Annotated in this window: 10 protein-coding genes and 1 tRNA gene; 7 read left to right on the forward strand and 4 right to left on the reverse strand. The window is 72.6% G+C overall.

Annotation, left to right across the window (positions count from 1 at the left end; all coding sequences use genetic code 11):
- Window positions 1–109: 109 nt before the first annotated feature.
- The 4 genes from ACN27C_RS13770 to ACN27C_RS13785 form a co-directional block, all read right to left on the reverse strand.
- Window positions 110–181 (reverse strand) — tRNA-Arg (locus tag ACN27C_RS13770).
- A 76-nt stretch (window positions 182–257) separates the two neighbouring features.
- Window positions 258–953, reverse strand: coding sequence for a winged helix-turn-helix domain-containing protein (locus ACN27C_RS13775; RefSeq protein ID WP_026267749.1), 696 nt, complete (start codon window positions 951–953; stop codon window positions 258–260).
- A gap of 404 nt (window positions 954–1357) precedes the next feature.
- Window positions 1358–2032, reverse strand: coding sequence for a DUF305 domain-containing protein (locus ACN27C_RS13780; RefSeq protein WP_120573334.1), 675 nt, complete (start codon window positions 2030–2032; stop codon window positions 1358–1360).
- Between the two features lie 10 nt (window positions 2033–2042).
- The gene (locus tag ACN27C_RS13785) at window positions 2043–2879 is read right to left on the reverse strand and encodes a DUF3105 domain-containing protein (RefSeq protein WP_422751303.1); all 837 of its coding nucleotides are present in this window, start codon (window positions 2877–2879) and stop codon (window positions 2043–2045) included.
- Window positions 2880–2977: 98 nt separating this feature from the next.
- Between ACN27C_RS13785 and argS the strand changes: the two genes are divergently transcribed.
- The 7 genes from argS (at window position 2978) to ACN27C_RS13820 (ending at window position 14266) form a co-directional block, all read left to right on the forward strand.
- Window positions 2978–4645 carry an arginine--tRNA ligase gene (argS, locus tag ACN27C_RS13790; protein WP_047893771.1) on the forward strand — a complete coding sequence of 556 codons (1668 nt, stop codon included), beginning with the start codon at window positions 2978–2980 and terminating at the stop codon, window positions 4643–4645.
- A 60-nt stretch (window positions 4646–4705) separates the two neighbouring features.
- Window positions 4706–6091 carry a diaminopimelate decarboxylase gene (lysA, locus tag ACN27C_RS13795; RefSeq protein ID WP_120573337.1) on the forward strand — a complete coding sequence of 462 codons (1386 nt, stop codon included), beginning with the start codon at window positions 4706–4708 and terminating at the stop codon, window positions 6089–6091.
- Window positions 6088–7392 carry a homoserine dehydrogenase gene (locus tag ACN27C_RS13800; RefSeq protein ID WP_120573338.1) on the forward strand — a complete coding sequence of 435 codons (1305 nt, stop codon included), beginning with the start codon at window positions 6088–6090 and terminating at the stop codon, window positions 7390–7392. The genes lysA and ACN27C_RS13800 overlap by 4 nt, the downstream gene beginning before the upstream one ends.
- A gap of 112 nt (window positions 7393–7504) precedes the next feature.
- Entirely contained in the window at window positions 7505–8554 is a 1050-nt protein-coding gene (gene thrC, locus ACN27C_RS13805) for a threonine synthase (RefSeq protein ID WP_120573339.1), read from the forward strand.
- A 274-nt stretch (window positions 8555–8828) separates the two neighbouring features.
- The gene (locus ACN27C_RS13810) at window positions 8829–12074 is read left to right on the forward strand and encodes an efflux RND transporter permease subunit (RefSeq protein ID WP_422751304.1); all 3246 of its coding nucleotides are present in this window, start codon (window positions 8829–8831) and stop codon (window positions 12072–12074) included.
- A 116-nt stretch (window positions 12075–12190) separates the two neighbouring features.
- The gene (locus ACN27C_RS13815) at window positions 12191–13012 is read left to right on the forward strand and encodes a polysaccharide deacetylase family protein (RefSeq protein WP_334461894.1); all 822 of its coding nucleotides are present in this window, start codon (window positions 12191–12193) and stop codon (window positions 13010–13012) included.
- Window positions 13013–13021: 9 nt separating this feature from the next.
- Complete coding sequence (locus tag ACN27C_RS13820; protein ID WP_120573342.1) at window positions 13022–14266, forward strand: MFS transporter; 1245 nt, start codon at window positions 13022–13024, stop codon at window positions 14264–14266.
- Window positions 14267–14295 lie beyond the last annotated feature (29 nt).

Genomic DNA, 14295 nt, shown 5'->3' on the forward strand with positions numbered 1-14295 from the left:
GTAACGTAGTAAAGCAGTGAGCCGGTGGTCAAGGAGGCCGGCTCGCCCGGGAACGGAACGAGCCCGGCAGCCAAGGTGGCTGTCGGGCTCGTGAAGGTCTTCTGTGAGGTGCCCCCGGCAGGATTCGAACCTGCGCTCCCGCCTCCGGAGGGCGGTGCTCTATCCCCTGAGCTACGGGGGCTCAGCGACCCGAGAAGAGTAGCAAACCCCCTCCCGGATCACCGAATCGGTACCCCCGCGAGTCGATCTTCGTCGGATCAGGCCGCGGCGACGGCGCGACCGCAGCTCGGCAGCGGGTGCAGCACGACCCGGCGGGGCAGCCGGCGGGGCCACTCGTTGCGCGGCCACGAGCCGTCCACGATCAGGTGCACGGTGCGCTCCTCGGCGCCGCTGAGCCGCAGCACGAAGTCCCGGGGCAGCGGCGGGTCCACCGACGGCGTGGTCACCATGAACCGCACCCGTCCCCGCGAGGACACCGCCGAGACCACGTCGGCGGCGGGCATGGTGCCGCGCAGACGTACCCGGCCGATCCAGTAGACCTCCGCGGCGTGCTCCTGGGCCGCCCGCGTGATCGCCGGGTACTCGCTGCGTACCCAGCGCTCGACCGCGCCGACGCACAGGCCGCAGGCCCGCTCGCGCGGCTCGCGCGGCCCGAGACCCCAGGCCCGGAGGTACGCCCCGACGGTGCCGGCGTCCATCGCCAGCCCGAACCGCCGCTCGATGAGAGCGGTCAGGCTCTGCCGTGTCCACAGCTCCTCGTCGAGGCCGAACTCGTCGGGGTGGACGCCCCGGAGCACGTCGATGAGTTCGAGTTCCTGTTCGCGGCTGAGCGTTCCCGGCTCGCCCTGCCGCAGTCCGCGACGGACGGCTGCCACCGCTCCGTCACCGCCGATGGTGTGGCGTCGGCACCAGCTGGTCACCGACCGCCCTGCGTCTCTGAGTGCAACCCCCACGTCTTGGGCAACGAGCCCGAATCGCAACTGGTCACGATATGTGGGTAGAAAACTCTCCAACCCCCTCAATGACCCGTTAACCCCAAACCGTTACAAACCCCCATACCGAACATTCCGGACAGCCCGCAGCCCTCCGAAGTCAAGATCTTGGTACGAAACGGCCCTCCCAGGGGCCCCTTCGCACCAAGATCTCCGCGCCGCGACCCCCGCACCCCGTGCGCGATCTTGCAGTTGCGGCCCCTCGATAACGGGGCGAATCCGGCATCACCGGGGCAGTAACTGCAAGATCGCCGGCGCTCCGCGGGGCGGCGCGGGGCGGGGCGGGGGCGGGCGGAGGGCGGGGATGGTGAGGCCCGGTGCCCCTGGGTGGGGGACCGGGCCTCGGTGGATCGGGTGGGCGGGTGTTACGGGGTTCCGCCCAGGCGCTTCAGTGCGGCGCTCAGGTTGGTCAGGTCGTTCTGCTGGGTGTTCTTCATCGTCTGCGCGACCGCCAGCACGTCGTCGTCGCCCCCCTCGTCGAGGATGCCGTCGATCATGTGCACCCCGCCGATGTGGTGACGGATCATCATCTGGAGGAAGAGCACGTCGAACTCGCGGCCGCTCGCCGCGCGCAGCTTCGCCATCTCCTCCGGCGTCGCCATGCCCGGCATCAGGCCGTTCTTGATCAGCCCGCCGCCGTCCTTCATCCACGCCATCGGCGCCTGCTCGCCGGTCGGGTCCAGCTTCCAGGACCGCAGCCAGGTCTGCATGGTGCCGATCTCGCCCTGCTGGCCGGTGGCGATGTCCACTCCGACCTGGCGTACCTCGGGGTCCTGACCCTGGCTGAACGCCAGCAGACCCATCGCCACGGCCTGGTTGTGGTGGGCGGTCATGTCCCGGGCGAACCCGGCCTCCGCCGAGTTCTCACCCGGACGGGTGAGCGTCGGGGTGAGCAGGCCGCCCGCGTACCCGAGGACCAGCCCGACCACGAGGGCGGCGGCCACCGCCAGCAGGCCGTAGCGGCGCACCGCGCCCCGGCCGCCCTGGTCGGCGGCCGGAGCCTCGTCCAGTTCGCTGTCGGTGGTCACCGGAGCGGTCATCGCGGCGTCCTCACTGGGTGGGCTGCTGGGGCATGGTGTTCTGCAGGTTGTCGCGCGGGGCGGTGCCGGTGGCGGTGACGCCCTGGTCGCAGAGCGCGTTCGGGCCCTCGATGGAGGCGTTCACCCGCAGGGTCTTGATGAAGTCGTCGATCCGGCCGTCGTCGGCGTTGTCGACCTTGAGCTGGTAGCCCCAGGCCTGGAGCGAGATCGGCTTGTCCAGCCCTTCGAACGGGCTGAGCATCGTCTTCTCCTTGCCCTGCACCTTGCTGCGGAGCTTCTCCACCTGCTCGGCGGGCAGGTCCGGGCGGTAGGTGATCCAGACCGTGCCGTGCTCCAGGCTGTGCACCGCGTGCTCGTTGGCGATCGGGGCGTCGTAGACGTCACCCATGCAGTTCTGCCACGCCTGGTTGTGCGGGCCGCCGACCGGCGGGAGGATGTCGTACTTGATCGCGCCGGGCTGGTGGTTGCCGCCCTTGACCAGGTCCTTGTCCTTGGCGTGGTAGTCGACGATGCCGTCGATCGCCTCGGCCCGCTTCTGCCACGGCTGGCCGCCCTGGTAGACCGCCCAGGCGCCGACGCCGATGATGCCCACGGCCAGGACGCCGACCGCGACGAAGAGGGCGATCGGGCCCCACGAACGGCCCTGGCTCACCTTCACCGGGGCGACCGGCTTGCGGCCCTTGCCCCCGGCGCCCTGCCGTGGCGTGCCCTTGCCGCCCCCGGTCTTGCCCGAGCCGGCCTTCGCGGCGGGCTTGTCGGCAGCCGAGGGCCGGCCGGCGGCCGGCTTCTTGCCGGTGCTGACCACGGTGGGACGGCGCTCCGGGCCGCCCGGGGTGCTGATGCTCATCGTGCCTCGTCAGGTCGGTCGGTCAGGGGAGCGCGGGGCCGGTTCACATGCTGGGTCGCCTCCGCGGTGCCCGAGTCTACCCCCGATAACATGGATCAGTGACTCCCGCAGAACTCGCCGAGGTCGTCCTCGCCGCAGCCCACGCCGTCTTCGACGAGCGGGGACTGGACCGCGCCGCGCTGCCCGCGCAGACCACCGTCGAGCGACCCCGTAATCCCGATCACGGTGACTACGCCTCGACGCTGGCGCTCCAGCTCAGCAAGAAGGTGGGCGTACCCCCGCGGGAGCTGGCGACCGCGCTGGCCGACGAGCTGGCCAAGGCGCCGGGGATCAAGTCGGTGGAGATCGCCGGGCCCGGCTTCCTGAACATCCGCCTGGACGCGGCCGCCGCCGGCCAGCTCGCCAGGGTCATCGTCGAGGCCGGCCCGGCGTACGGGCGCAGCGACACCCTCGCCGGTCAGCGGATCAACCTGGAGTTCGTCTCGGCGAACCCGACCGGCCCGGTGCACATCGGCGGGGTCCGCTGGGCGGCCGTCGGCGACGCGCTCAGCCGCCTGCTCCGCGCCACCGGCGCCGACGTGGGCACCGAGTACTACTTCAACGACGCCGGCTCGCAGATCGACCGGTTCGCCCGCTCGCTGCTGGCCGCCGCCAAGGGCGAGCCCGCGCCGGAGGACGGCTACGGCGGCGCGTACATCGCGGAGATCGCCGCCGAGGTGGTCCGGCTGCGGCCGGACGTGCTCGACCTCCCCGAGGACGCCGCCCAGGAGGTGTTCCGGAACGAGGGCGTCCAGTTGATGTTCGCCGAGATCAAGTCCTCGCTGCGCGACTTCGGTGTGGAGTTCGACACCTACTTCAACGAGAAGGACCTGCACGACGGGGGTGCGCTGGACGCGGCGCTGGACCGGCTGCGGGAGCAGGGGCACGTCTTCGAGTCCGAGGGCGCGACCTGGCTGCGGACCACCGAGTTCGGCGACGACAAGGACCGGGTGCTGCGCAAGTCCAACGGCGAGTGGACGTACTTCGCCGCCGACTGCGCCTACTACCTGAACAAGCGGGAGCGCGGCTTCGACCGGGTCGTGATCATGCTGGGCGCCGACCACCACGGCTACATCGGCCGGATGAAGGCGATGTCCGCGTGCTTCGGCGACGACCCGGCGCGCAACCTGGAGATCCTCATCGGCCAGCTGGTCAACCTGGTCCGCGACGGCGCTCCGGTGCGGATGAGCAAGCGGGCCGGCACCGTGGTCACGCTGGAGGACCTGGTCGACGCGATCGGCGTGGACGCCGCCCGGTACGCGCTGGCCCGCTACTCGGCCGACTCGCCCATCGACATCGACGTGGAGCTGTGGACCCGGGCCAAGAACGACAACCCGGTCTACTACGTGCAGTACGTCGCGGCCCGGACCGCCGGTGCGGCCCGCAACGCGGCCGAGATCGGGCTGACCCGTGGTGACGCCGCCGCGTTCCAGCCGGAGCTGCTCGGCCACGACAAGGAGAACGAGCTGCTCAAGGCGCTCGCGGAGTTCCCGGCGGTGGTGGCCACCGCGGCCGAGCTGCGGGAGCCGCACCGGGTGGCCCGCTACCTGGAGGAGAGCGTCGCGCAGGCGTACCACCGGTTCTACGACAACTGCCGGATCGCCCCGCAGGGTGACGAGGAGATCACCGACACCCACCGGGCCCGGCTCTGGCTCAACGACGCCACCCGGGTGGTCATCGCCAACGGCCTGCACCTGCTCGGGGTGTCCGCGCCGGAGCGGATGTAGCGTGCGAGCGCGAGGAGTGAGCTTGCGAGCCCCGCAGTCGCGAAGCGGAGACGAGTAGACATGCGGGCTCACGAGGCAGGCGCACTGCACGGCGAGATCGGCACCCGGGGGCCCGCGTGGCTGCGTACCCCGGTCGACGTCAACGCCCTGGTGCCGCAACTGTGGCCGCGCAACGTGGCGCGCGGCCCCGGCGGCGCGCTCACCGTCGCGGGCCTGGACGTCCGCGACCTGGCCGCGGAGTACGGCACCCCGGCGTACGTGCTGGACGAGGACGACCTGCGCGAGCGCTGCCGCGAGTTCCGGGCGGCCTTCCCGGACGCGGACGTCTACTACGCCGGCAAGGCGTTCCTGTGCCGCGCCGTGGTCCGCATGATCGCCGAGGAGGGCATGTTCCTCGACGTCTGCACCGGCGGCGAGCTGGCCACCGCGCTGTCGGCCGGGATGCCGCCGGAGAGGATCGGCTTCCACGGCAACAACAAGTCGGTGGCGGAGCTGACCCGGGCGGTGGACGCCGGCGTGGGCCGGATCATCGTCGACTCGTTCACCGAGATCGACCGGCTCACCGAGCTGGCCCGCGAGCGCGGGGTACGCCCGAAGGTGCTGGTCCGGGTCACCGTCGGCGTGGAGGCGCACACCCACGAGTTCATCGCCACCGCGCACGAGGACCAGAAGTTCGGCTTCTCGCTCGCGGGCGGCGCCGCCGCGGCGGCCGCCTTCAAGATCCTCGACGAGGACGTGCTGGAGCTGCGCGGCCTGCACTCGCACATCGGCTCGCAGATCTTCGACGCCAGCGGCTTCGAGGTGTCCGCCCGCCGGGTGCTCGCCCTCCAGTCGCAGATCCGCGACGCCCGGGGCGTGGAGCTGCCCGAGCTGGACCTGGGCGGCGGCTTCGGCATCGCGTACACCACGCAGGACGACCCGGCGTCACCGCACGACCTGGCGAAGCGCCTGCGCAAGATCGTCGACGGGGAGTGCGCGGCGGAGAACCTCGCCGTGCCGCACCTGTCGGTCGAGCCGGGCCGCGCGATCGTCGGTCCGGCCGTGTTCACGCTCTATCAGGCCGGGACCGTGAAAGATGTGGACGGCCTGCGGACGTACGTCAGTGTGGACGGGGGGATGAGCGACAACATCCGTACCGCGCTCTACGACGCCTCGTACTCGGCCACGCTGGCGAACCGCACGTCGACCGCACAGCCGATGCTCGCCCGCGTGGTGGGAAAGCATTGTGAGTCCGGGGACATCGTGGTGAAGGATGAATTCCTGCCCGCTGACGTGCAGCCCGGAGATCTTGTCGCGGTGCCCGGCACCGGGGCCTACTGCCGGAGCATGGCGAGCAACTACAACCATGTCCCGCGGCCCCCGGTCGTCGCCGTCCGCGAAGGTCGGGCGCGGCTGATCGTCCGCCGGGAGACCGAAGACGACCTGCTGGCATTGGATGTGGGATGACCTCACCGGTTCGCTTGGCGCTGCTCGGCTGCGGCACTGTCGGCAGCGACGTGGTCCGGCTGCTGCACGAGCAGTCGGAAGACCTCGCCGCCCGGATCGGCGCCCCGTTGGAGATCGCCGGGATCGCCGTACGCCGGATCGGCCGTGACCGCGGCGACCTGCCGGTCGACCCGGCACTGTTCACCACCGACGCGCTCGGGCTGATCAAGCGCGACGACGTGGACGTGGTGGTCGAGGTGGTCGGCGGCATCGAGCCGGCCCGGGGCTGGCTGGTCGAGGCGCTGCGCGCGGGCAAGAGCGTGGTCACCGCCAACAAGGCGCTGCTCGCCGAGGACGGCGCGACGCTGCACGACGCCGCCGCCGAGGGCGGCGCCGACCTCTACTACGAGGCCAGCGTCGCCGGGGCCATCCCGCTGCTGCGCCCGCTGCGCGAGTCGCTGCACGGCGACCGGATCACCCGGGTCACCGGCATCGTGAACGGCACCACGAACTTCATCCTCTCCGCCATGGACTCCACCGGCGCCGGGTTCGCCGAGGCGCTGGAGGAGGCCACCGAGCTGGGGTACGCCGAGGCGGACCCGACGGCCGACGTGGAGGGCTTCGACGCCGCCGCCAAGGCCGCCATCCTCGCCTCGCTGGCGTTCCACACCCGGGTGACCGCCGCCGACGTGCACCGTGAGGGCATCACCGAGGTGACCGCCGCCGACGTGGCCAGCGCCAAGGCCATGGGCTGCACGATCAAGCTGCTCTGCATCGCGGCCCGGGGCGTCGACGCGCAGGGCCGGGAGACAGTCAACGTCCGGGTGCACCCGGCGATGATCCCGCTGACGCACCCGCTCGCGAGCGTCGGCGACGCGTTCAACGCGGTCTTCGTCGAGGCCGACGCCGCCGGGCAGCTCATGTTCTACGGCCGGGGCGCCGGTGGCGCGCCCACCGCCAGCGCGGTGCTCGGCGACGTGGTGGCGGTGGCCCGCAACCGCCTCGCCGGGGTGCACGCGGCGAGCGAGTCGGCGTACGCGGACCTGCCGGTGCGGCCGATGGGCGAGGCGCTCACCCGCTACCACATCAGCCTCGACGTGGCCGACCGGCCGGGCGTGCTGGCCGGGGTGGCAGGCGTCTTCGCCCGGCACGAGGTGTCCATCGCCACGGTTCGGCAGGGCCCGGCCGGCGGGGACGCCGAACTGGTCATCGTCACCCACGTCGCGCCCGATGCCGCGCTCGCGGCCACCGTCAGTGAGCTGCGCGGACTCGACATCGTCCGTTCGGTGACGAGTGTGCTGCGGGTGGAGGGTGGCGCGTAACCCGCGCGTCCCGCCTGATGGTTAGAGCAGGGTGTGCCGGTGGCCGGCCGGGCAGGCTGGTCCACGCTGGTGACAGGCCCCGGAGCGGGGCGACGGAGGCGAGGAGCACGACATGTGGCGGGGACTGATCGAGGCGTACCGGGATCGGCTGCCGGTCACCGGGGCGACTCCCGTCGTCACCCTGCACGAGGGCAACACGCCGCTGCTGCCGGCGCCGGTGCTCTCCGCCCGGGTCGGCGCGGACGTGTGGCTCAAGGTCGAGGGCGCCAACCCGACGGGCTCGTTCAAGGACCGCGGCATGACTGTCGCGGTCTCCAAGGCCGTCGAGGCCGGTGACAAGGCGATCATCTGCGCCTCCACCGGCAACACCAGCGCCTCCGCCGCCGCGTACGCGGCCCGAGCCGGGATCACCTGCGCGGTGCTGGTGCCGCAGGGCAAGATCGCGCTGGGCAAGCTGGCTCAGGCGCTCGTGCACGGCGCGAAGCTGCTCCAGGTGCAGGGCAACTTCGACGACTGCCTCGGGCTCGCCGGCAAGCTCGCCCAGGACTACCCGGTCGCGCTGGTCAACTCCGTCAACATCGACCGGCTGCACGGCCAGAAGACCGCCGCCTTCGAGATCGTCGAGGCGCTCGGCGACGCGCCCGACATCCACTGCCTGCCGGTCGGCAACGCCGGCAACATCACCGCGTACTGGATGGGCTACTCCGAGGACCTTCGCGACGGCAACGCCACGAAGGCGCCCCGGATGTACGGCTTCCAGGCGGCCGGCGCCGCCCCGATCGTCACCGGGCAGGTGGTGCCGGAGCCGTCGACGATCGCCACCGCCATCCGGATCGGCAACCCGGCGAGCTGGACGAAGGCGATCGACGCGCGGGACGCCTCCGACGGTCTGATCTCGGCGGTCACCGACCGGGAGATCCTGTCGGCGTACCGGCTGCTGGCCCGCGAGGTGGGCGTCTTCGTCGAGCTGGGCAGCGCGGCCAGCGTCGCCGGTCTGCTCCAGCAGGCCGCCGCCGGTCGGGTGCCGGCCGGGTCGCGGGTGGTCTGCACCGTGACCGGGCACGGCCTGAAGGACCCGGAGTGGGCCATCTCCACCGCCCCGGCGCCGGTGACCATCGCCAACGACGCGCTGGCCGCCGCCCGCTCGCTCGACCTGGTCTGATCCCTCCGTCTCCTTCGGGGTTCCCCCGACCGCCCTGATCCACGCCACCTCGGGGAGGTGGCGGCATCCCCGCTCTTGATCGACACCAGCTCGGGGAGGTGGCGGGATCGGAGTGGGTGGATGCCGCCACCTCGGCGAAGTGGAGTCGATCAAGGCGGGCGGGGACGCCCCCGAGGGCGGCGGTGTCATCGGCTGGGGCGGATGCCGGGAGTGTCGGGGCGTGCGGCAGACTCAGACACCCCCGCAGACACCTCTCCAGGAGTGAGTAACGCCGATGTCGCTGCTCGCCAGATTCAGCCTCGCCAACCGGGGGCTGATCGCCCTCATCGCGTTGGTGACCACGGCCTTCGGCCTGTTCGCCGTGCCGTCGCTGAAGCAGCAGCTCCTGCCGTCGCTGGAGTTCCCCGCCGCGTTCATCGTGGCGACGTACCCGGGCGCCGCGCCGGAGATCGTGGAATCCCAGGTCGCCGAGCCGATCGAGAACAGCCTCAAGGGCATCCCGGGCCTGGACAAGGTCACCTCGACCTCGCGCGAGGGCGCGGCCACGGTCCAGGTGCAGTACGAGTTCGGCACCGACCTGGACGACGTGGTCAACAAGATGGAGACCGCGCTCAACCGGATCGACTCCCAGCTCCCCGAGGGCGTCGACCCGCAGGTGATCGCCGGCAGCACCGACGACCTGCCCGCCGTGGTGGTCGCCGCGACCGGTGACGGCGACGAGCGGGCGCTGGCGGAGAAGCTGCGCAGCGCCGTCGTACCGGAGCTGGAGGCGCTGGACGGCGTCCGCGCGGTGGACGTCACCGGCGCCCGGAACCAGGTCGTCACAATCACGCCGGACCCGGCGAAGCTGGCCGCCGCCAAGGTGGCGCCGACCGCCATCGCCTCGGCGCTCAAGAGCAACGGCGTGGCCGTGCCGGCTGGCGCGCTCGCCGACGGCGACCGGTCGCTGCCGGTGCAGGTGGGCACGCCGATCCGTACGCTCGACGACCTGCGCGGCATCGTGCTCACCACGGCCCCCGCCGCCCCGGTACGCCTCGGCGACGTGGCCGCAGTGGAGCAGCAGCTCGCCCCGGCCACCTCGTTCACCCGCACCAACGGCAAGCCGAGCCTCGGCATCGCGGTGACCGCCGCTCCGGACGGCAACGCGGTGGAGATCTCGCACGAGATCCGGGACCGGCTGGACGAGCTGGGCGACGCCGCGGGCGCCGAACTGACAGTGGTCTTCGACCAGGCCCCGTTCGTCGAGAAGTCCATCGAGAGCCTGACCACCGAGGGCCTGCTGGGCCTGGTCATGGCGGTCGTGGTGATCCTGGTCTTCCTGCTGTCGGTGCGCTCCACGGTGGTCACCGCGGTGTCCATCCCGCTGTCCGTGCTGGTCGCGCTGATCGTGCTCTGGTCCGGCGACTACTCGCTGAACCTGCTCACCCTCGGCGCGCTGACCATCGCCGTCGGGCGGGTGGTGGACGACTCCATCGTGGTGCTGGAGAACATCAAACGCCATCTGGAGTACGGCGAACCGAAGCGCGACGCGATCCTCACCGCGGTCCGCGAGGTGGCCGGCGCGGTGACCGCGTCCACGCTCACCACGGTCGCCGTGTTCGCGCCGATCGCCCTGGTGGGCGGCTTCGTGGGGCAGCTGTTCGCCCCGTTCGCGATCACCGTGACGGTGGCGCTGCTCGCCTCGCTGCTGGTGTCGCTCACAGTCATCCCGGTGCTGGCGTACTGGTTCCTGCGGCCGCGCGACGGGTCCGACGACGCCGCCGCCCGGCGCGCCGCCGAGGAGAAGGAGCTGCGCAACCCGTTGCAGCGGGCGTACCTGCCGGTGATCGACTTCGCCACCCGCTCGCGGAAGACCCGCTGGGCCACGGTGGGCCTCGGCCTGCTCGTGCTCCTGGGCACGTTCGGCCTGGCGCAGAAGCTGGAGACGAACTTCCTGGACGACTCCGGCCAGGACACGCTCGCCATCCGGCAGGAGATGCCGGCCGGCACCTCGCTCGCCGGCACCGACCGGGCCGCCGCGCGGGTCGAGGAGGTGCTGCGGCGTACCCCTGGGGTGGAGACCTACCAGGTCAGCGCCGGTGGTGGGGACAACCCGTTCGCCGGCGGCGGCAGCGACCGGGCCACCTGGTCGCTGTCGCTCTCCGACGACACCGACGCCGCGACGGTACGGCAGGGCCTGCGCAAGGAGCTCGACGCGCTCGGCCCGGAGGTGGGCGAGCTGACGTTCGGCGGCGGGCAGAACGCCTCCGCCAACCAGGTCGAGGTGGTCGTGCAGGCCGCCGACCAGGAGACGCTGACCCGGGCGGCCGAGGCGGTACGGGGCGCGATGGCCGGCACGCCGGGCGTGGAGGACGTCACCAGCAGCCTCGCCACCCAGGTGCCGCGCGTCGAGGTGACAGTGGACCGGGTGGCCGCGGCCCGCGCGGGTCTCACCGAGGCGGCCGTCGGGCAGCTCGTCGCGCAGACGTACCGGGGGGCGCCGCTCGGGCAGGTGACGCTCGACGGTACGGCGCAGAACGTGGTTCTCAGCAGCGGTGCCCGGCCGCCGCTGACCGTCGAGGAGCTGCGGGCGCTGCGGGTCGGCGCGGTGCCGCTGGACGCGATCGCCGACGTCGAGCAGGTCGACGGCCCGCAGCTGGTGACCCGGATCGACGGGGAGCGCAGCGTCTCGGTCACCGGCACGGCGACCGGCTCGAACCTCGGCGCCACCACGCAGGAGCTGCAGAAGCGGCTGGACGCGCTGGACGTGCCGGGCGCCACGTACGTGATCGGCGGTGTCAGCGCCGACCAGGCCGACGCGTTCGCGGACCTCGGGCTCGCGGTGCTGGCCGCCATCGCGATCGTCTTCCTGATCATGGTGGCGACGTTCCGCAGCCTGACCCAGGCGCTGATCCTGCTGATCTCGGTGCCGTTCGCCGCGACCGGCGCGATCGGTCTGCTGCTGGTCACCGGCACGCCGCTGGGTGTGCCGGCGCTGATCGGCGTGCTCATGCTCGTCGGCATCGTGGTGACGAACGCGATCGTGCTGCTGGACCTGATCAACCAGTACCGGGCCCAGGGCATGGACGTGACCGAGGCCGTGGTCGAGGGCGGCCGGCGGCGGCTCCGGCCGATCCTGATGACCGCCGTCGCCACCATCTTCGCGTTGCTGCCGATGGCGCTCGGCCTGACCGGTGAGGGCGGCTTCATCTCCAAGCCGCTGGCGATCGTGGTGATCGGCGGCCTGCTCAGCTCGACGCTGCTGACGCTGGTGCTGGTGCCGACGCTCTACACCATGGTCGAGCACACCAAGGGCTCGTTCCGGAACCGGCGGCGGGGCGGCGCCCCCGAGCCGGTCGAGCCGCGGCCGGAGCCGGACCCGGTGCCGGTGGCGGTCGGCGGCGGGGAGCGGGCCGAGGAGCGGGCCGTGGTGGCGCCGCCGCCGGCCCGCCCGTCGGGCGCGCTGGTCGACGGCACCGACCAGTTCGAGGTGCTCCGCCTGCCCAAGAGCCGCCAGTCGCCGCTCCCGCCCACCGAGTGACCGGCCGGGAGGGGCCCCGCGCGGGCACCTCCCGGCACTCGGCGCGCGGGACACACCCGAGCCGCACCGGGCGGTACGCTCAGTGAGCTGCTGCCTACTTTCGGTTCGGAGGCGTGATGGCGGGGGGTGCGGGCCGGTGGGATCGGCGTACCGTGCTGCGCCGCTCCGCGCTCCTGCTCGGCGGGGCGGTGGTCGGCTCCGTCGCGACCGTCGAGAGCACCTGGGTCGCCGACCGCCGGCTCCCGATCTCGGGCGGCCCGGCCAGCGCCACGCTCGGCAACCGCCACCAGGACGTCGGCACCGGCGGGATGCAGGTCGTCTGGGGCGTCCGCACCGAGGAACCCCTGGTGGCGCTCACCTTCGACGACGGCCCCCGCCCACAGTGGACCCCGATGGTGCTCGACACGCTCGACGAGCACCGGGTGCCGGCCACCTTCTTCCTGGTCGGTGAGCGGGCCCGCGAGCACGCCACCCTGGTCCGGGGCCGGATGGGCACCCACGAGGTCGGCAACCACAGCTGGGCGCACCGCGACCTGGCCCGGATGGACGCCGCGACGGTCTACGACGACCTGCGCCGCAGCCACGACGCGATCACGGCGGCCACCGGTTCGGCGCCCCGGCTGCTCCGCCCGCCCTGGGGGCACCTGGGCGGCTCGGTGCTGTACGCGTCGGCCCGGCTCGGCTACCGCCTGGTGCTCTGGACGCTCCAGATGGTCGAGAGCGAGTTCCCGCACGACCCGGCCGGGCACGCCCGGCGGATCGTCGCCGACGTGCGACCCGGCACGATCCTGCTCGGCCACGACGTCGGCAACGACGGCCGGCTCGTCGCACTCCGCGGCCTGCCCGACATGATCAACGGTCTGCGGGCCCGGGGATACACCTTCGTCACGGTCTCCGACCTGCTGCGCCGCGCTGCCACGCCCGGGGCGGCCCGGTAGGGTGCCCGCGTGTCACCCACCCTCTCGGTCCTCGTCCGCAACCGCGACTTCCGCCATCTGTTCCTCGCCGAGCTGGTGGTCTTCGGCGCGGACTGGTTCGTCATGGTGCCGCTGCTGGTGCTGCTGCCCGAGCTGACCGGCAGCGGCGTCTGGGGTGCGCTGGTGCTGGCGGTGGACACCGGCACGACCGCGTTGCTGCTCCCGTACGCCGGGACGATCGCCGACCGGTTCGATCGCCGCAAGGTGATGATGGTGGCCAACGTGGGCGCGCTCGCCGGTGTGCTGCTGCTGCTCGGCGTGCGCAGTGCCGGTACGGCCTGGCTGGCGCTGGCGGCGATCGCGCTGGTGGCGGTGGCGAAGGCGTTCTACTCGCCGGCCGCCCAGGCCGCGCTGCCCAACGTGGTCGACCCGGAGGACCTGGCCGCCGGCAACGCGGTCGCCGGCTCGGCCTGGGGCACGATGACTGTGGTGGGCGCCTCGCTCGGCGGCATCCTGAGCGCCGTGGCCGGCCCGTACGCCAGCTTCTGGGTGGCCGCCGTCGGCCTGCTCGCCGCCGCGGGCCTGGCCGCGCTGATCCGCCGGCCGTTGCAGGCGCCGCGCGACCCGGCGGCGACGGTGCCGCGCACCTGGGCGGCCATCCGGGAGGCCCTGCGCTACATCGCCCACCGCCCGCGCGTGCTGGCGCTGGTCACGGTCAAGTCGGCGGTCGGCCTGGGCAACGGCGTGCTCACCGTCTTCCCGCTGCTCGCCGGGGTGTACGGCGTCGGCGCGGTCGGGGCCGGGTTGCTCTTCGCCGCCCGCGGCGCTGGGGCGCTGGTCGGCCCGATCATGATGCGCCGGGTGCTGAGCAACCGGGCCTGGCTGCTCACCGGCCTGGCGCTGTCCATGTCCATGTACGGCCTGGCCTACCTGGGCGCCTCGGTGGTGACCTGGTTCCCGCTGGTGCTGGTCCTGGTGTTCCTGGCCCACCTGGGCGGCGGCAGCAACTGGGTGCTGTCCAACTACGCGTTGCAGGGCGAGGTGCCGGACCGGCTCCGCGGGCGGGTCTTCGCCACCGACATGATGCTGGCGACGCTCGCCATCGCGGTGAGCCAGCTGGTGGTGGCGCTCGTGGTGGACCGGGTGGACGAGCGCACCGTGCTGGCCGGCTGTGGCCTGGTCACAGTCGTGTACGCGATCGGCTGGCGGTTCGCCACCCGGCGGCTCTCGCTCACCGACCCGGTCGACACGCCGACCCCCGAGCGCACCGGCTGACACGCCAATCCCACGCTCCGGGCGGTCCG

The sequence above is a fragment of the Micromonospora sp. WMMD1219 genome, from assembly GCF_049315215.1.
Taxonomy (GTDB): Bacteria; Actinomycetota; Actinomycetes; order Mycobacteriales; family Micromonosporaceae; genus Micromonospora; species Micromonospora tulbaghiae.